Below are 17,007 nucleotides of genomic sequence, written 5' to 3'. Positions count from 1 at the left end.
GGTACTGCTGCGCTGAGGGCGATACGCGGGCAGGAGTCCGGCGTCAATCTGCCTGTGAAACGGCGAGCCGTCTGTGTGGTGCGTTTATATCGAGGCTTTTTCGCCGCTGCCACGTTGAAAACGGAATTTTTGGACGATCTGATCAGGAATATGCCGTTCAGTTGAGATCACGGCGTGAGAAACTACATCAACGGCAGACAGGGAGAGGTTTGTGAGGCGTGCACTGATAGTCGCTGGCGTGGCGGTCGTTCTGGTGGGGGTGTTGTGGCCCTGGAGCAATTCCACTGAACTCCGGCTCGGTGGAATTGCTCCAGCTCAGTGCTTATCGAGCGTCTTCACCAGGTCGAATGTGTCCATTCAAACTGGATCCGCTCTATCTTCAGAAACTGCCGGTTGGACGCCTTCCCGGTGATATTCTGATCCGTCGTCAGGGCTTTACCCTGTATCTGCCGCTGGCGACGGGTCTTGTTCTGAGCATCCTGCTTTCTTTCATTCTCTGGCTGACCCGGCGCTGATCTCTGGTCGCCGCAGGGAAGGGCTGGTAGGGATAAAAGACAAACAAGAAACCGGATTTCAGGTTGGAAAGACAAGATGATGGTCGCCAGCGATCAGGGCCTGTGACGATGGGTAGTGAAGACGGAAAGTGTGTTCCCGCACGCATAACCGGCAGATTCCGACACTTCCGGTGGCGGTCGCTTGCCCTGTGCGGCGCTCTGGCGGCCTGTCAGGCGTCGCCGGTCGTCAGCACCAGACCGACCCCTCATACGCTGATATACAGTTACATGATCGCGCATGGGATGGCGCGTGGGGCCGTGATGTCAGGAGGGATAACGGCGCACAGACTCACGGAAATCATCGTGCTGGATCATGAGGCGCTTCTGGCCGTTGCACGGGAGGAATCATTGCCGAGTGACAGCAACATGAGAGCGGCGAACAGGGCGATCGAACAGCTTATTGCGGCGACAGCGCCCGTGGATGGTGCACCTGCGGAACCCTCACCCCAGACAAAATCGGCCGCTGGAGTGCCGTGAGGTGGATCAGTGAGAAAGTGATCTTTCCCACTGATCCTGAGATGGACTGTCAGATTTCCTGCTTCACGGCAGGGCGTGTGTCCTTGCGGAGACGCTTTTCCCCCAGCAGCAGAAGCAGGGGGGCGGCGATAAAGATCGACGATGACGTGCCGACCACAATCCCGAACAGCATCACCCAGGCAAAACCGGACAGGCTTGCGCCACCGAAGAAAGCCAGAGGCAGGGCTGCAAGAAAGACCGTGGTGGAGGTTCCGAGCGTGCGGCTCAGGGTCTCATTGATCGAAAGATCGAGTAGTTCCCGCAGCGGCATGGTACGATAACGCCGCAGATTTTCACGGATACGGTCATAGACCACCACCTTGTCGTTGGTGGAATAGCCGAGGATCGTCAGGATCGCCGCGACCATCACAAGATCGAACTCGAAATGGGTCAGCACCAGAAAGCCCACCGTCTTTGTCAGATCGAGCACAAGAGTAACGACCGCCGACAGGGCGAACTCCCATTCAAACCGGAACCAGATATAGCCGAGGATCATGAGCAGACTGATGCCGAGCGCCAGCAGGCCGTTGCGGAACAGTTCGGCTGAGACAGACGCGCCGACCGCATCGGCCCGCACAATGGTCGCGCCCGGCTGGGCTTCGGTAATGGCGTGGCGTACTTCATCGACGACCGCATTGGTGTTCGTCTGCTCGTTCGCACCCAGCCTGATCAGCACGTCGTCCGGGCCACCAAACGCCTGCACGCCATCCGTCTTGAGATTGTGCGCCGTCAGCGCCGTCCGGATTTTGCCGAAATCGGCCGGACCATTGGTTTTTGCTTCCACGACGATGCCGCCACGGAAATCAAGGCCGAGCGTCAGACCGGGGTGGAAGAACAGGATGACGGAAGCCAGCGACAGCACGGCGGAAGTCGCCAGACCGGCAAACCGTCCGCGCATGAAGTTGATGTGCGTATCCTTGTGGACAAAGCGCAAAAGGGGACGTCCGAACATAGATGCGCCTCTCAGACCGGAAGGGTGGACGGACGTGTGAGGGCATACCAGCGCACCATCAGCATCCGAGAGAGAAGAAGGGTGGAGAACAGCGTCGTGGCGATGCCGATCGTGATCGTGAGAGCGAAGCCGCGCACGGGGCCTGTTCCGAACACGAACAGCATGACGTGAGCCAGAAAGGCCGTGGCGTTACTGTCCAGAACGGTGGCTGTGGCGCGTTCAAAGCCGGCCTGCATGGCGGCGAGCGGCGTACGGCCACGTTTCAGTTCCTCACGGATACGCTCGATGATCAGGATATTGGCGTCCACCGCCATACCGAGGGTCAGCAGCATTCCGGCCATGCCGGGCAGGGTCAGCGTAGCCCCGAATAGCGACAGGATGGCCAGCATCAGCACGAGGTTGGCGAACAGGGCGACGTTCGCATACCAGCCGAAGCGACCATAGAATAGCGCCATGAAGATGATCACCAGCACGAAGCCGACCAGCAGGCTGAGCGCTCCGGCCCGGATGGAGTCCGCGCCAAGCGATGGTCCGATCGAGCGCTCTTCTACGACCGTCAGCGGAACGGGCAGGGCTCCGGCGCGCAGCAGCAGGGCGAGGTCCGTCGCCTGATGGGCGTCGAAGTTGCCGGTAATGATGCCGCTGCCACCCGTGATGGCTGTGCGGATCACGGGCGCTTCAATGATTTTGTTATCCAGAACGATCGCAAAACGGCGCCCGACATTGGCCTGCGTCACGTCACCAAAGGCGCGGGTGCCGACTGAATCGAGCGAGAAGCTGACGGCCCAGCCACCTGTCTGATCGTCGGTTGTCGCACCGGCGTTGGTGAGGTTCACACCGTCAACATCGACATGATTATGCACGGCGAGCGTGCTGTCCGGATGATCGGACAAGGGCAGCAGTGTGTCACCGGGTGGCGCGATCATCGTGCCCGGCGGCAGTTCGTCGACAAGGCGGAACGTCATCTTGGCTGTGGTGCCGAGCAGGGCTTTTACGCGCTCAGGGTCACTGATGCCCGGAAGTTCCACGACGATGCGGTCCTCGCCCTGTCGTGTAATCTGAGGATCGACAGCACCGGTGGCGTCGATACGGCGTCTGACAATCTCGATCGCCTGAGAGACCGCGTCATGCGTCCGGACCCGCATGGCGCCGCTGTCCAGCGTTATGGCGATGGTGTCGTCAGAACCGGTCGTGACCGAAAATTCGTTCGGAACCGTGCGCGGCAGGGTTTCCAGCACTTTCAGGTCACGGTCCTTCTCTGAAGGATCGCGGGGCTGGAAGGTGATTTCGGCCTTGTCCGGATTGATCGCAATGTTGCGATATCCAAGGTTGGCGCTGATCAGTGATTGCCGCAGCGAATCTGACAGGCTCTGGAGCCGATCATGCGTCAGGGAAGACAGGTCGACCTGAAGGAGAAGATATGAGCCTCCCCGAAGGTCAAGGCCGAGATGAATCTCGGGCCAGGGGATGGACGCCGCAGGCTTGCGGACAAAGTTGGGCACGCAGAGCAGGGCGCCAAGCAGGCACACCGCAGCCACGGAGAGCAGTTTGATCCGGCTGTAATACATCATTGCGTAGGCGACCGTTCTCCGTCTTGTCCGAAACAGGGAGCTTCTGCGCAGGCAAGAGTCCCATTCCTGCTTCGTCCGGTACGTCTTTGGAAAAGCGGGCGGAAGATGCAGGGCATCAGGGCTGAATGCAACTGCTGACAGGGCTTTGATGGGCGACCGATCCCAATGTTTTCTGCAGATGGGAGCTTTCGGGCAGAGGTTGGCTCTAAAAAATAATAATTTTATACTTTATTTTCAGTGTATTATTTTTCTTTATTTCTATGCTTTGTGCGGTCAAGACCTGATGTGCGGAAATGTCGATAATGGTGGATCAGGCTGTCATGTCGGGAGATCAATCTGTCACTGAGAGTATCGAAAAATCAGCGGTGATTTCCTCAGCGTAAAATAAAGAAAATATATATAACACTATGATTGTAAAGTATTATATATTTTAAAAAGCTATGCTCTACGTAAAGTCCCAAGACTCCGGTCAAGTGCCGAGCGCACACGATCGGTCGAATGGCGGATACGGATATAATCCTGTCCCGCTTCAGCCAGAGAAGCCGTCGCTTCGGGGTCATAATAAAGTTTCGCTACAAGTTTTGCCAGATCGGCAGCGCTGCTTGCCACGGAAAGCTGTAGCTCAACCGGAAGATTCATACCTTCCGTAGCAATCGGTGTAGCGACGCAGGGAATGCCAGCAGCCCAGCTTTCCAGAACCTTGCTCTTGATACCGGCTCCGAACCGCAGTGGCGCAATTGTCAGACGAACGGAACGCAGGAAACTGTCCAGATCGGCGATATGTCCGAGCACTTGTACACCGGGAATCTCGCCCATCTGAATAATCAGGTCCGGCATCGCGCTTCCGACCAGCAGAATTTCGATATCCGGGGTCTGTTCCCACAGAAGAGGGAGGATATCGCCCACCAGCCACTTGGCGGCATCGATATTGGGGGCATGGCCGTAATGCGCAATGAAGGCGACACCGTGCCGTCGTTCGAAAGGAAGAGGCGGTTCTTTCAATTCCAGATGCCACGGAACGACATGGATGCTGGCTGTCGGGACCGCCGCAGCCAACAGGGCAGCTTCGACTGGCGAATGGGTGATCACGCTGTGCGATGCCCACGTCGCCATATGTTCTCGCACCTTTTCCTGTCCGGAAGCCGTCCGGAGTTCGGGGCGATTTTCGGCAACGGCCTGCCGCTCCAGCCGCAACCACGCCAGATCGGCAACACTGGAGATCAGGCGGGCCCCCGGCATGTAAAGCCTCGCCAGATCGAGGTAACGGCCTGCGTTGGTCAGACGGTGGAAATAGATGGCGTCAAAACTGTTTGTCTGTGTTCGCAGCAACGATTCAACCGTCGGATAGGCCGGAGCGCGCCAGCAGGCAAAGCCCTGCTTTTCCAGTTCACGGACTGCTGCGACACCGGGCTCCATGACCGACGCGACGAAGCTGACTTCATAATCAAGGGCCTGTGCTGCCTGCATGTGCGAGAGAAGGGCGCTGGAGCCAGCGTCGCGGGTTGGATCAGGAGCCCGGTCATCAACAAACAGAATTCTGGGAACTGTGACGCCCGGCTCTGCTTCCTTGCGTCGTTGCGCCAGTCGGTGGTGTTCCGTCGCAGCCTTGCGTGAGTCTTCGCGTCCCTGCTCGTTACGGAGCTGGTGGGTCTGATCGGCAAGAAATTCCAGAGCGGCCTCACGCTGGCGGGCGGTGGCTATTCCGTTGAGAGTTTGTCTTACGTGCTGGCGGAACGTCTCGTTGAAACGGCGTGTCGCCGGGAAATACAGAGGCGAGCCGGGCAGAGGGGTATTGGTTTCCGCACAGAGAACGGAAACGACATGGTCGCTGTCCAGAGAGAGGGGTGGGGACAGCATGACATCAAACCCGTAGCGACCGTCGCCGAGGCCATTGTCGCGCAGATCCGGACGGAACTGATTGGCGAGCATCCGGTGCTGAAGGGCGTCATCGACCATGATCGCCACGCTGAGGCGCATGTCGGGATGGGTATCGCTTCTCAGCCAGCCTGCAATCCTGTCGCGTCCGACGATATCGATGGAGCCCCGCAGGCCGGAAGGGATTGTCCCGGCTAGATGCTCGGCGAGAGGAAGGGGCTGACGGTCAGGAAGCAGCAGGACGTTGAAAGAACCGGTCTCTGCGGCCGGGGCGGCGTCATCGGGGATCAGAATCGAAAAGGCGTGCCGCCCGTCCGCGCTGCCCGGGATGACCAGATCCTCGCGGAAGCCATCAGCCACCGCTTCAGCAACCTGATTGCCGTGGCATAGGATGCGGACCTGATAGCGGGCTGACGGGTCCATCAGGTTTCTGGCCCAGCCCGCAATCGTCCAGCCCTGACCGGGTTCATGGCTGATCACGTCGACAAATCCGGCGAAGGCCGATCCGGCAGACACTGCTGATTTTTCTGACACGCTCATGAAAGGCAGTGTCGGAGATAATCCTGAAAGTTTTACGAACGAAAACGCTCAGGCAGCATGGTCATGAAGCGATCCGCTTGCCGCCGGGTTGGTCAGGCAGTCACCTGTGTCAGCATCCTCCACGCGAATCAGTCCTGCGACGACAGGGACTTCGCACGTGAAGCAGAAGGCGTGCTTCCCTGAATGATGGCCATTCTCGGTCAGATCCGCCCTGAAACGGTCTGCCGTGACACGTCCCAGCTCGATATCCCGGCTGTAGATGATCAGCTCGCGTGGCGTGTCGGACACGGCATCGCAGCGCGCCCATCCTTCGATCGTGGTGGCAGTGATGGCGTCCACGAAACCGTGGACCCGGCTGCGTTCCATGACGTCGGCGGCAAGAGCTTTGAGGCGCAGCCTGATCGCCTCAAGCTGCGGACCATCTTCGATCCGGGGCAGGCAGAAATGGGCCGCCTGACGCTCCTCGTCCGGATAAAGCGTCTCATACTCGGTGACGTTGTGGAACATGGACCGGCTGTCGTCATCGACGAATGTTTCAGAGGCCGCGCCTTCCGCCAGCAGAAGATCGTGAGTGTCGAGTTCGATGTGGATGTAATCCACGCGGCGCGGTCTGCGCGTCTGGGTGATGCTGGAACCGTTGATCAGCAGGCTGGCAGGAATGAGCTTGCCGTCAAGCGCCATCGCATGGAGGGGCGATACGCGCAGGGTGCGACGGGGAAGGCCGTTCCCCAGAGCACCTACCTGAATGACCACGGGCAGGATGTCCGGGTTGCCCTCGGCAAAACGTCCGTCATAGCTCCGTCGTCCGATCCACCGGATTGCACGGCTTTCTCCGGAAGCTGTCTGGATGATGTCGCCGATGGAGAGTGTCTCGATGGCGCGTTCTCCATCCGGTGTGCTGATGAGCGTTCCGGGGCAGTAGCAGGGCACGCCGTAAGTGATTCGGGTGCCACCATCAGGAGCGCGCTGGAAGTAGAAAGGGGAGCCAAACGTGCCGCCCAGATGGATGGAGACGCTCTCGTTGCCTTCAGTTACGGTCAGAACGCCGTCAGCGCCAATGAAACCGGTATCAATCTCGTTGGCCGTGCCAGCGAACGTCAGATCGGTAATGACAATCTGGTTGATCGTGCTGACAGTCTGGGTGCCGGATGGGCTGTAGAGAGAGGTCAGGCCCATCGTGATGACGGAGCCAATGACGTCAAAGCCCTGAATGGTGATCGAGGCGAGCTGATCCATGGTGACGTTGAGCACTGACTGCGTCGTATGACTGCCTGACATGCCGTAAACCGTATACCCCGGATCACAATTCGGCAGAAAGGTGAGGGTGCCGGTATAGAGAGCGCCTTTTTCAAGGGTGAGCGTGCCGCCGTCCAGGGAGATGTTGGTCGCGGAGCCGCCAGCCTGAACGTCAATGGTGGCGTTGGCGTTGGCTGTCGTATTGATCGCTGTCCCGCCCGACATGACGATCTGCTGCGCATACCCGTCAGCCCATAGAGGAGTGGTATGATAGAGCCACCCCAGATGCAGGCCGGTTAGCGTGGTGTCGATGGCTGTGCCGCCGTTTTCGACATACTGAACGCTGTCTGAAATGGCCTGTCCCAGCGGCAGGTAGGTATTTCCGGCGAAAGTGACGTTTACAGTCGTATCGCTGGCCAGTCCGCCTGAGCCCACGATCTGCGTGCCGTCGATCATCATGTCCGGCCCGAGATTGTTGGCATTGTAGCGACCCGTGATAGTGGTCCCGGTCGCCGTGCCGCCAAGGATGGACTGTGTGCCGCCAACAATGCTGGTGGCGGAGGCTACGCCGCCGGTCAGCACTTCCTCGGAGCCATAAAGTCGGGTCTGCGCGACCCGTCCACCGGAGGCGACGACTTCCGTGCCATGCACTTCGTTCTGGAGGCCAAGGCCATCGACATAGAGGCGTCCGCCCGCCTGAACCACTGTATTGATGCCGAACGATGCTGTTGGAATGAGAGCAGTCTCGTCCGTGGCGACGACTATACCGACATCACCGTTAGCAATGATAGTATCGATATGGGGTGAGACTGCGCCGCCGAATGACAGGGTGGCTCCGGTGCCGTCCGCATTTTCAACCAGAGTCAGATTCGCGCCGCTGTAGTCCGTTCCGCTGTCGAGGAAGATCGTCTCAAGAGCTGAACCTCCCGATTCGAGCGTCAGTTGTGAGCCGGTGCCGAGAGAAAGTGATGTTCCCGAAGTTACACCGGATAGGAAAACGCTGTCATTCGCGCCGAAGCCGGAGAGAGTGAGGCTCGTCGGAACCGAGCCGAGCACCAGAGATTCTCCGCCTGATGTGGAGAACAGAAACTGGACGTGGCTGGCCTCATCACCGTCCGCCACCATGACTGTGCCGCCTGAAAGGGCGATTGTGCCGGAAAAATGTTCCAGAGCGCCGGAGGTGAATTGCAGAGTCGTGCCCGAACCGGTCTGGCTGATTGCTCCAGCCCCTGAAATCTGACCCGCGATCGAACTTTGGCCCTCAAAAATGAGTGTGCCATCATTTGTCACAAAACCACCAGCCTCGACGATATCGTTCACGGCCACAGAGCCGGAAGCGACTGTCTGGGTTCCGCCGGAAGCAATGATGACCTGTCGGGCGGATGTGCCGGACTGAAGCGTCTGGCTTCCTCCTGAGGCGATAGTCCCGTTTTCCACGGTTCCGTTTCCGACCTGTTGTGAGCCGCCATCAAGGATGAGGAAATTCTGTTCCGCCACTCCGCCTGATCCGGCTGGAGCCAGGATCTGCTCCAGAGCCGAGGCGCCGCTGATCACCGTGCCGGATGCGCTGCCGCCATTGAGAATCAGCGTGCCTGATGCTCCTGTCCGCAGACCTGCTGCCGAAGTCGAGCTGCCAAGAACAAGCGTCCCGGATGAAACCGCCTGCACGGGAACACGGGCATCGGTGACATTCAGGGTTCCACCTGCAAACGTTACGGATGTGACTTCAGCGGATGATATTGTGACAGTGCCCCTGCTGCCCGCGACAAGGGTATCAGCCACCGCGCCGCTGGCGAGTTCTATCGTGCCGCCTGCAAGGGCGATGCCGGTGTTCAGCAGGCCCTCGTTCAAGACTTTCACAGTTCCGGACAGAACGGTCACATTCTGCTCGGTGCCGCCGCTTTGAACGATTTCCTGAGCCTGACCTGCTGTGGTGCCTTGCAGTCTGGTACCGTTCGCAACACCGTCGACAATCAGTATTCCGCCACCGAGAACAGTCACTGCCGAGGCAATTGTGCCGGAAGAGACTGTGCTGGTCTGACCGCTGAGGACAAAACTGTCGGTGTCAGAAAAACTGGAGGAGGTTGTCATGACAGCACCTTCATTTACCGGTCTCGATTTCTTCATGCAGATGTCGGTTCAGGAAGGCTGATCTGTCAGAATCAGATTCGTTTTGACCGCGTCGTCTGTTGATCCGCATTGTCGCACCGATCCATTTCGGATGGCTGTTAAAAGGACGGCAACGCTCGTTAAAAGTCCGTTTAAAACGGCGTTTTATTCCCGAAAACGGCATCGAAAGCGGCTTTTTTTCACGCGGCGTGTCAGTATTCCGCATGATCGGTTGGTTACAGAAGAGTCACGCTTGCTTGACAGGGAAATGCAGGGTCGTTAGCAAGCCGATGCACCCAGTTGGGAGGTGCGAGTGACCGAGGACAGAACTTCCTTTGACGAACGTCTCCGTGCCGCGCAGAAGCGTGTCGCGGGCAAGCAGGCCACTGACCAGAAACCGGATGCTCAGGACAAATCGCTCCTGTCTCTGGCGGCAAGGGCAGGAAGCGAAATGCTTGGTGGGCTCGTCGTTGGAGTGCTGGCAGGCTGGGGACTGGACCGCTGGTTCCATTTCAGAGCCCTGTTCATCGTGATCTTTGCTCTTCTCGGCGGTGGCGCCGGTATCCTGAATGTCTGGCGACTGATGCAGTCGTTGGAACGGCAAGAATAAAAATCCGAGCGACCGGGAAGGTCGAGGAGAATAGCGTTGGCGGGCGGTTCAAGTATCAACGTGCTCGAGCAGTTCGAGCTGCATCCTGTTCTGGGTGGGCTGGGCGAGGCTCTCAGTCTCAGTCAGGCGCCTGTCTTCATGGCTGTGGCGTGCTTGCTTGTTCTTGCGTTTCTTCATTTCGGGATGAAGTCGGCGGCGGTTGTGCCCGGGCGTCTTCAGGCTGCGGCTGAAATCTGCTACGAGTTCATCCATAATCTGGCTGTGGATACGATCGGGCCTGAAGGGACGGCTTTCTTTCCTTTCATCTTCGCCCTGTTCTTCTTCATTCTTGCCGGTAACTATCTGGGTCTCATCCCGTTCTCCTACACCTTCACCAGCCATATTGCCGTGACTTTCGCTCTGGCTCTGATGGTGTTCCTGATCGCGATCGTTGTGTCGCTGAAGGTGCAGGGGTTCAAGTTCTTCGCGCACTTCATGCCTGCGGGAGCGCCTGTGCTGCTGGCTCCCCTGCTGGTGCCGATTGAAATCCTTTCCTTTCTGTCACGTCCTGTCAGCCTGTCGATTCGACTGTTCGCCAATATGGTGGCTGGTCACGTGATGTTCGATATCTTCGCAAGCTTCGTTATCATGCTGGCCGGACTTGGCTTCATTGGTGATGTGCTCGCGGTTGGCCCTCTCGTGATCAATATCGCGCTGATGGGGCTGGAATTGCTGGTTGGTGTTCTGCAGGCCTATGTGTTTGCTATCCTGACCTGCATCTATCTGAGGGAGGCCGTGTCCCACTAACTGGGGCAGACCCCGTCGGGTTACGTTTTTTCGTTAATAGGGAAAATCAAAATGGACCTCGCTTCAGCCCGTGAAATCGGTGCCGGTATCGCTGTAATCGCCCTTGCCGGTGTCGGCATCGGGCTCGGCAACATCTTCTCAACGCTCGTCAGCAGCATCGCACGTAACCCTGCGGCTCGCCCGCATGTGTTCGGCCTTGGCATGCTTGGCTTCGCGCTGACAGAAGCTGTTGCCCTGTTCGCCCTTCTGATCGCCTTCCTGATCCTGTTCGTCTGAGGACGGAGTAGCTTCGTGCGCAATCCGGTTTCCCTGATTCGTCACTCTCTCATTGCGGGAGTCGCGAGTCTGCCGCTTCTCATGGCGGCGGCGCCCGGCGCGCACGCGGCGGGTATGCCTCAGCTGGACTTCAGAAACCCGCTCCTCACGGGGCAGGTTATCTGGGGCGCTGGCATCTTTCTGTTTTTCTATCTCGCCCTACGCGGCTGGGCATTGCCTAAAGTCGATAAGGTTCTTGTCAGTCGTAGTGAGCGTATCAACGGTGATCTTGATCAGGCTCGTGCAGCAAAAGTCGATGCCGACAGTGCTGTCCGTGAACTGAATGAGACGAAAAAAGCTGCTGCTGCGGAAGCTCAGGCGCATCTTGATGCTGTGCTTGATGAAGAGCGTAGGCAGGCTTCCTCTCGTCTCGCTGATCTGGGTGCAAAACTCGAAGTTGAAATTGCCGCGGCTGAAAAAGCTGTTGCAGAAGAACGCTCTAGAGCTCTTGCATCTCTCAAGCCGATTGCATCCGATGTGGCCGAGGCTCTGGTGCAGAAGCTTACCGGAACAAAGCCTGATCGTGCCAGAATTGAATCGGCTGTTGCGAAGGTGACGGCCGAGAAGTCTGCGCAGTCAGCAATCGCGTGACGGGGAGATAACGTCAGTGACCATTTTTCAGAACGTTGGCTTCTGGTACGCGACATCTTTTGTGCTGTTTTTTGTGATCTTTGGTCCAAAGGTCTGGAAGCCGCTTAGAGATCTTCTTGATGCGCGTGCCGACCGTATCCGGGTCGAGCTTGAAGAGGCCGCCCGGCTTCGTCGCGAGGCCGAGCAGATGCGTGAAGATGCGACGCGTGAGCGTGAGCAGGCTTACGCGGAAGCGAATGCCGTTATCGAGCAGGCTCGCAAACAGGCTGAAGACATGGCGTCCAAAGCCCGCGTTGAAGCTGAAGAAATGCTGAGCCGCCGGGAGCAGATGGCGCGTGATCGCATTACTGCGGCGGAGCGTGCTGCAGTCGAAGAGGTTCGTGCTGCGGCAGTTGATGCTGCGTTTAAAAGCGCTCAGCTTGTGATTGAAGAAACGGTTAGCCCAGAGTCATCGGTTTCCATGATCGACAAGGCGATTGCTGACCTGCCGGCTGCCCTGACTGCCCGTGCAGCCTGATAAGTCTTTGGTATTGAACGAAAACACAGGTCTCTCCGCAGAGAGTGAAAAGCTCTCTGCGGAGAGACCTGTTTTAAGTATCGTCGTGACAGTACTGAATGAGCGAGAGAATATAATTCCTGTCTGTCAGGAACTCGCTGCTGTTCTGTCAGACCTTCCCGCTTGTGAAATTGTTTTCGTCGATGATGGAAGCGCGGACGGCACTCTGGACATGCTGCGTCAGGCCCGGAAGACCGTTTCTGGTCTGAGTGGGTTGCGTATCCTCAGGCATGACAGGCGTCGTGGTAAATCCGGGGCCCTAAGAACGGGCATCAAAAACGCCAGAGGCGTCTGGATCGCAACCATAGACGGTGATGGGCAGGACGATCCATCTGAGATTCCTGAATTGCTTGATTTGGGACTTTCCGGCCAAAAAACAGGCCGTGCGCCTTTGGTCGTTGGAACGAGGCTCAAGCGTAGCGACACGATATGGCGTCGCCTTGCAACGCGTTTTGCCAATGGTCTCCGCCAACGTATTCTTGCGGATGAATGTCCGGACACAGGCGCTCCGATGAAAGTCTTCCTGCGTGAAGATTTCCTGAATTTACCCCAGTTCGAAGGTCTTCACCGCTTCCTTCCAGCTCTCATGAAAACCTACAAGGTACCTTTGGTCTGTAAAGCGGTAAGGCACCGTTCCCGGCTTCACGGTGAGTCGAAATATACCAATCTGGGGCGCGCTATTGTCGGCGTGAGAGATTTGCTGGGTGTTGTCTGGCTGAGAAACAGAACCCGTTTGCCTGAAACAGTTGAAGAATGCTGAAGAGTAAATTGGACGACGTATTCTTCAAACGTCTTCTGCTTCTTGCTTTCAGTGTTTTTTTGCTTCTGCTGCCGGGGAGGGCGAGCATCCCGCCCTTTGATCGGGATGAGCCTCGCTACATGCAGGCGACAGCCCAGATGCTTGAAACACACAATTTCATTGATGTGCGGTTTCAGGATAAACCACGATACCTTCAGCCCGCCGGTATCTACTGGCTTGAAGCTGCGGCCGTTTCCCTGACGGGAACACTCTCTGACAGGGCGGTGTGGGCCTACCGTCTTCCTTCTCTAGTTGCGATGACTTCAGCCATCGGGCTGACAGCGTGGATGGGAGCCATACTGTTCAGTCCGGCTGCTGGGCTCCTTGCCGGCGCTCTTCTGGCGACATCAGTGCTGGTGCAGGCTGAAGGGCGGATGGCGACAATTGACAGCACGTTGCTGCTCGCTGTCCTTTTGGCTGAGTTTTCGCTTCTTCTTGTGCTGCAAGACAGAAGCAAAGGCAGAACGACCCCTGTTGCCACAGCTCTGCTTTACTGGAGCGCGTTGGGGTGTGGCCTGATGCTCAAAGGCCCAGTCGTCCTCATCCCGGGGCTTGGAACGCCGCTGTGTTTCGCTCTTGTTGAAAAAAACTGGACCTGGCTCCATCGCCTGCGCTTTGGCTGGGGTTGGATGGTCATGCTGGCGATTGTTGTGCCCTGGTGCCTTGCGATCGGGCTGGTTAGCCACGGCGAATTTTTTCAGCACTCTGTAGGAAGAAATTTTCTTGGAAAGATCGGACAGGGGCAAGAGGCGCATGGGGCTCCGCCGGGGTTCCATCTTCTCGTCTTTGGCCTGGCTTTCTGGCCCGGCTCTTTTTTTGCCGCGGCATCTCTCCCATTTGTTTGGGTCCGCAGAAAAAGCTGGCAGATACAGTATCTGCTATGCTGGATTATTCCGCACTGGATTGTCTTTGAATTAATAGCGACAAAACTTCCTCATTATGTTCTGCCAACATATCCTGCGATTGCTCTTTTTACTGGAGCCGCACTATGTAACTCAGGCGCTGAATGGCAGTGGCCGCAAAAGAAGTGGGGCAAAGCTGCCTTGTTCGTTTATGGTGGCATTTGCCTTATTGCAGGCTTTGCCCTGTCATTTGCGGGAATAGTGATCAGTAAAATTATTGAAGGTTCTATTCCTGCGGAGGCGTGGCTTATCGCTATAGGAAGCGTACCTCTTCTGGCCCAGACGGCGCGAGCTGTTGTCTCAGCGCGCATGAGACAGGCTGCGTTTTATGCAATGGGATCTGCCGTTCTGATTTATGTGGGACTGTTTTTGGGGGTTATCCCACGTTTACATCAAATATGGTTGTCTCCCAGACTGACCGAAGCAGTTAACCAGCATCTGCCCTGTACTGATCCGGAAATAGTATCCAGTTCTTTTTCTGAACCAAGCTTTGTGTTTCTTATGCATGGACAGATTAGGTTTGATACTTCAAAAAATGCCGCGATTATGTTGGAACGCAACAAATCCTGTGGCCTAGCTTTGGTTGGTCGGCGTGATGAAAAAGCATTTTATGAAGAATTGGCTGCCAAATCAGTTAATGTAATAGAATACGAGCGAATAAAAGGGTTTAATTACTCAACAGGGAAGTGGCTGGATATCGGTATATACGGTGTTTCTCGCTGACGATTCACCGGAGGATGTTTCCTGTTTGCCGGGCTTGACCGAAAATGCGCTCGGAAGTGGTTTGTAATCGGGCAAGCATCGCCTCACATGAATTGGCGCTCTACGCTGGACCAGAGAGCGGCAACGCGTATCCATGAGAGACCATGCGGTTGTTGGTGTTTTGGCATTGTTGGGTAAATAGTCAGGTCTGCCTGCGAGCAGAGCGATAGTAACGCGTTCGGCAGGCGTGGTAATTTCCCAAAGAGTTTCAGGATGAATGCGACCTGTCGTAATCAATCGGGCAGCTTCGACTATGCGCATGGTGTGCTCCTTCCGGCTCTTTAAAAAGTCGTGGTTAGAGCTTGATAGCCAAAATGAATTTCGAAATGGTTAATATTATAGGTAATTTTCCTTAGAATTAACCATTGAGAGAGCAGCGCTCTCCGGACACGAGGGAAAAGTCCATTGCCGTGTAGGTGGTGTGTGAATCAAACCCACAGTTTCAGACGATGGAGCGAAAGGCAGTGCCAGCACTGAAAAACTTTTCAATCAGGATATCAGACAGAGAGATCCCGGATGAAAAAAGTCGTGTTTTCACGCCCCTGCCATGTATCGACACGTAACCATCCCACGATATTCAATGTAGGCCGTGACAGGTTTTCCAGCGTATCCAGTATCGCGTCATTTTTGATATTGAACATGACGGCGTTGATCTTGCGGTTGCCGTCACCAGACAGCGTCAGGCGGATGGATCGCTTGTTTGCCCCAATCCTGAAGAAACGATCCACCTTGACGTCTGCTATGGCCAGAACAGGCTCTTCATTGCCCTGACCAAAGGGAGCGAGAGTGCCCAGTGCTTTTGCCAGATCCGAAGTCGCGGCGCTGGGTGGAATGATGGCGTCCACTGAAAGAAAGGGTTTTTTGGGATAGGACCGAACCGCGTCAAAACGTTCATTCAGAAAGGTATGAAAAGCAGGTAGCTTCTCTCTAGCGAGCGTAAAACCACACGCTGCGGCATGGCCGCCAGCAGCGATGAGCAGACCGTGCTCCTTGGCGGCAATGACTGCGGCGCCCACATCAAAACCAGAAACGGAGCGTCCGGAGCCCTTGAGTTTTCCATGCTCGTCCTCAGAAGCCACAAAGGAGGGGCGGTTGAATTCGTCCTTGATACGACTTGCGACAATTCCGACGACACCTGCATGCCAGTCAGGGCTTGTTACAAGTAGCGCCGCATGGCCTGCATCAAATTGAAGACCAGCCTGCTCCATTGCCGCGTCCAGAATGTCCGCTTCTACATCCTGTCGTTTCCGATTGATATCATTGAGACGCTCAGCCATCTGACGGGCCGAGAAGTCGTCCTCTGCGGACAGCAGTCTGAAGCCAAGGTCCGACTCAGCAATCCGGCCACCAGCATTGATTCTGGGCCCCAATGCAAAACCGCACGAAAACGCATTGGGTTTTTCAACCACACTCGCAACGTCCATCAGCGTGCGTAGGCCGACACGCTGACGCTTGCCCATCACGCGCAAGCCCTGATGCACAAAGGCCCGGTTGATGTCCTGCAATGGCATGACATCGCAGATGGTGGCGAGGGCGACCAGATCCAGACAGACAAGCAGGTCCGGCTCAGGACGGTCTTCGGAAAAATATCCGTTGCGGCGTAAAGCCCGTGTCGTTGCGATCAGCGTGACAAAAGTGAGAGCCGCAGCACAGAGATGATTCAGGCTGGAAGAACAGTCTGGCTGGTTGGGATTGACCAGCGCGTGAATGTCCGGGAGTGACAGTTCAGCCTTGTGATGATCGATGACGATGACGTCAGCTTTCTGCTTCAGGCAAGCAAGGATTGCAGCGGCTGCGGTGCCGCAATCAAGGCAGACGACAAGAGAGGCTCCACGCTCGACCAGACCGAGAAGAGCCTGTTCGTTCGGGCCGTAGCCCTCCTTCATACGGTCCGGAATATGGGTATGCACCACACATCCGAACTGACGAAGATAGTCCGTCAGCAGGGCGGAAGAACAGGCGCCATCGACATCGTAGTCGCCGAGAATGCCGACGGTTTCATGCTTCTCCACTGCCTGCGCCAGACGCGTTGCGGCGATATCCATGTCTTTCAGGCAGGAAGGATCGGGAAGAAAGCTGCGAAGCCGGGGCTCAATGAAGGCTGAAGCCGTCTCCGCTTTCAGACCCCGCATCGCCATGATGCGCGCTACGATCTCGGGAAGTCCGCATGACTGCGCGATAGCGCTTCCCAGTCGGAGCGTCGTCGGGTCATCGGCTCCTGCGCGCCATACCCAACGATGCCCCATAAGGCTCCCGGTGACACCGAGAACAGGCTCATGAAGAGCTTTTTCCTCGACCTTCTCTTCCGGAATCATCTTGTGAGCCGTGGAAAA

Annotated in this window: 14 protein-coding genes; 9 read left to right on the top strand and 5 right to left on the bottom strand. The window is 56.7% G+C overall.

Annotation, left to right across the window (positions count from 1 at the left end; translation table 11 throughout):
- The first annotated feature begins 347 nt into the window (after positions 1 to 347).
- A complete protein-coding gene (locus LKE90_RS04810) occupies positions 348 to 515 on the top strand; it encodes a DUF2905 domain-containing protein (RefSeq protein WP_291491751.1) in 168 nt (55 codons plus the stop codon).
- 63 nt (positions 516 to 578) lie between these two features.
- Entirely contained in the window at positions 579 to 1,031 is a 453-nt protein-coding gene (locus LKE90_RS04805; protein ID WP_291491750.1) for a hypothetical protein, read from the top strand.
- Between the two features lie 49 nt (positions 1,032 to 1,080).
- On the opposite strand, the gene secF is transcribed toward LKE90_RS04805, so the two are convergent.
- The 4 genes from secF to LKE90_RS04785 form a co-directional block, all read right to left on the bottom strand.
- The gene (gene secF, locus LKE90_RS04800; protein WP_291491749.1) at positions 1,081 to 2,022 is read right to left on the bottom strand and encodes a protein translocase subunit SecF; all 942 of its coding nucleotides are present in this window, start codon (positions 2,020 to 2,022) and stop codon (positions 1,081 to 1,083) included.
- Positions 2,023 to 2,033: 11 nt separating this feature from the next.
- Positions 2,034 to 3,590 (bottom strand): protein translocase subunit SecD, encoded by a 1,557-nt coding sequence (gene secD, locus LKE90_RS04795; RefSeq protein WP_434735029.1) that lies wholly within the window; start codon positions 3,588 to 3,590, stop codon positions 2,034 to 2,036.
- A gap of 441 nt (positions 3,591 to 4,031) precedes the next feature.
- Positions 4,032 to 5,984, bottom strand: coding sequence for a glycosyltransferase (locus tag LKE90_RS04790; RefSeq protein ID WP_291491746.1), 1,953 nt, complete (start codon positions 5,982 to 5,984; stop codon positions 4,032 to 4,034).
- Positions 5,985 to 6,056: 72 nt separating this feature from the next.
- The gene (locus LKE90_RS04785; RefSeq protein WP_291491745.1) at positions 6,057 to 9,335 is read right to left on the bottom strand and encodes a Hint domain-containing protein; all 3,279 of its coding nucleotides are present in this window, start codon (positions 9,333 to 9,335) and stop codon (positions 6,057 to 6,059) included.
- A gap of 331 nt (positions 9,336 to 9,666) precedes the next feature.
- On the opposite strand from LKE90_RS04785, the gene LKE90_RS04780 reads away from it, so the two are divergent.
- The 7 genes from LKE90_RS04780 (at position 9,667) to LKE90_RS04750 (ending at position 14,635) form a co-directional block, all read left to right on the top strand.
- Positions 9,667 to 9,963, top strand: coding sequence for an AtpZ/AtpI family protein (locus LKE90_RS04780; RefSeq protein ID WP_291491744.1), 297 nt, complete (start codon positions 9,667 to 9,669; stop codon positions 9,961 to 9,963).
- A gap of 36 nt (positions 9,964 to 9,999) precedes the next feature.
- Entirely contained in the window at positions 10,000 to 10,749 is a 750-nt protein-coding gene (locus LKE90_RS04775; protein ID WP_291491743.1) for a F0F1 ATP synthase subunit A, read from the top strand.
- Between the two features lie 51 nt (positions 10,750 to 10,800).
- Positions 10,801 to 11,025 (top strand): ATP synthase subunit C family protein, encoded by a 225-nt coding sequence (locus LKE90_RS04770; RefSeq protein WP_010667433.1) that lies wholly within the window; start codon positions 10,801 to 10,803, stop codon positions 11,023 to 11,025.
- 15 nt (positions 11,026 to 11,040) lie between these two features.
- A complete protein-coding gene (locus tag LKE90_RS04765; protein ID WP_291491742.1) occupies positions 11,041 to 11,655 on the top strand; it encodes a F0F1 ATP synthase subunit B family protein in 615 nt (204 codons plus the stop codon).
- Positions 11,656 to 11,677: 22 nt separating this feature from the next.
- Positions 11,678 to 12,172 (top strand): ATP synthase F0 subunit B, encoded by a 495-nt coding sequence (locus tag LKE90_RS04760; protein ID WP_291491819.1) that lies wholly within the window; start codon positions 11,678 to 11,680, stop codon positions 12,170 to 12,172.
- 85 nt (positions 12,173 to 12,257) lie between these two features.
- On the top strand, positions 12,258 to 12,971 hold the full coding sequence (locus LKE90_RS04755) for a glycosyltransferase family 2 protein (protein ID WP_291491741.1): 714 nt from the start codon (positions 12,258 to 12,260) through the stop codon (positions 12,969 to 12,971).
- A complete protein-coding gene (locus LKE90_RS04750; RefSeq protein WP_291491740.1) occupies positions 12,965 to 14,635 on the top strand; it encodes an ArnT family glycosyltransferase in 1,671 nt (556 codons plus the stop codon). Before LKE90_RS04755 ends, LKE90_RS04750 begins: the two co-directional genes overlap by 7 nt.
- Positions 14,636 to 15,171: 536 nt before the next feature.
- Here LKE90_RS04750 and recJ read toward each other — a convergent pair.
- Positions 15,172 to 16,989 carry a single-stranded-DNA-specific exonuclease RecJ gene (gene recJ / locus LKE90_RS04745; RefSeq protein WP_291491739.1) on the bottom strand — a complete coding sequence of 606 codons (1,818 nt, stop codon included), beginning with the start codon at positions 16,987 to 16,989 and terminating at the stop codon, positions 15,172 to 15,174.
- Between the last annotated feature and the right edge of the window lie 18 nt (positions 16,990 to 17,007).

Source organism: Acetobacter sp., assembly GCF_022483985.1.
Lineage (GTDB): Bacteria > Pseudomonadota > Alphaproteobacteria > Acetobacterales > Acetobacteraceae > Acetobacter.
The sequence above is the reverse complement of the archived record's forward strand: the minus strand, read 5'-3'. Positions and strand labels throughout refer to the sequence as shown.

Bases quoted from the DNA above. Each gene is read 5' to 3' on its own strand.
- LKE90_RS04810 (WP_291491751.1), top strand. From the start codon at position 348: ATGTGTCCATTCAAACTGGATCCGCTCTATCTTCAGAAACTGCCGGTT.
- secF (WP_291491749.1), bottom strand. From the start codon at position 2,022: ATGTTCGGACGTCCCCTTTTGCGCTTTGTCCACAAGGATACGCACATC.
- secD (WP_434735029.1), bottom strand. From the start codon at position 3,590: ATGTATTACAGCCGGATCAAACTGCTCTCCGTGGCTGCGGTGTGCCTG.
- LKE90_RS04785 (WP_291491745.1), bottom strand. From the start codon at position 9,335: ATGACAACCTCCTCCAGTTTTTCTGACACCGACAGTTTTGTCCTCAGC.
- LKE90_RS04770 (WP_010667433.1), top strand. From the start codon at position 10,801: ATGGACCTCGCTTCAGCCCGTGAAATCGGTGCCGGTATCGCTGTAATC.
- LKE90_RS04750 (WP_291491740.1), top strand. From the start codon at position 12,965: ATGCTGAAGAGTAAATTGGACGACGTATTCTTCAAACGTCTTCTGCTT.
- recJ (WP_291491739.1), bottom strand. From the start codon at position 16,989: ATGATTCCGGAAGAGAAGGTCGAGGAAAAAGCTCTTCATGAGCCTGTT.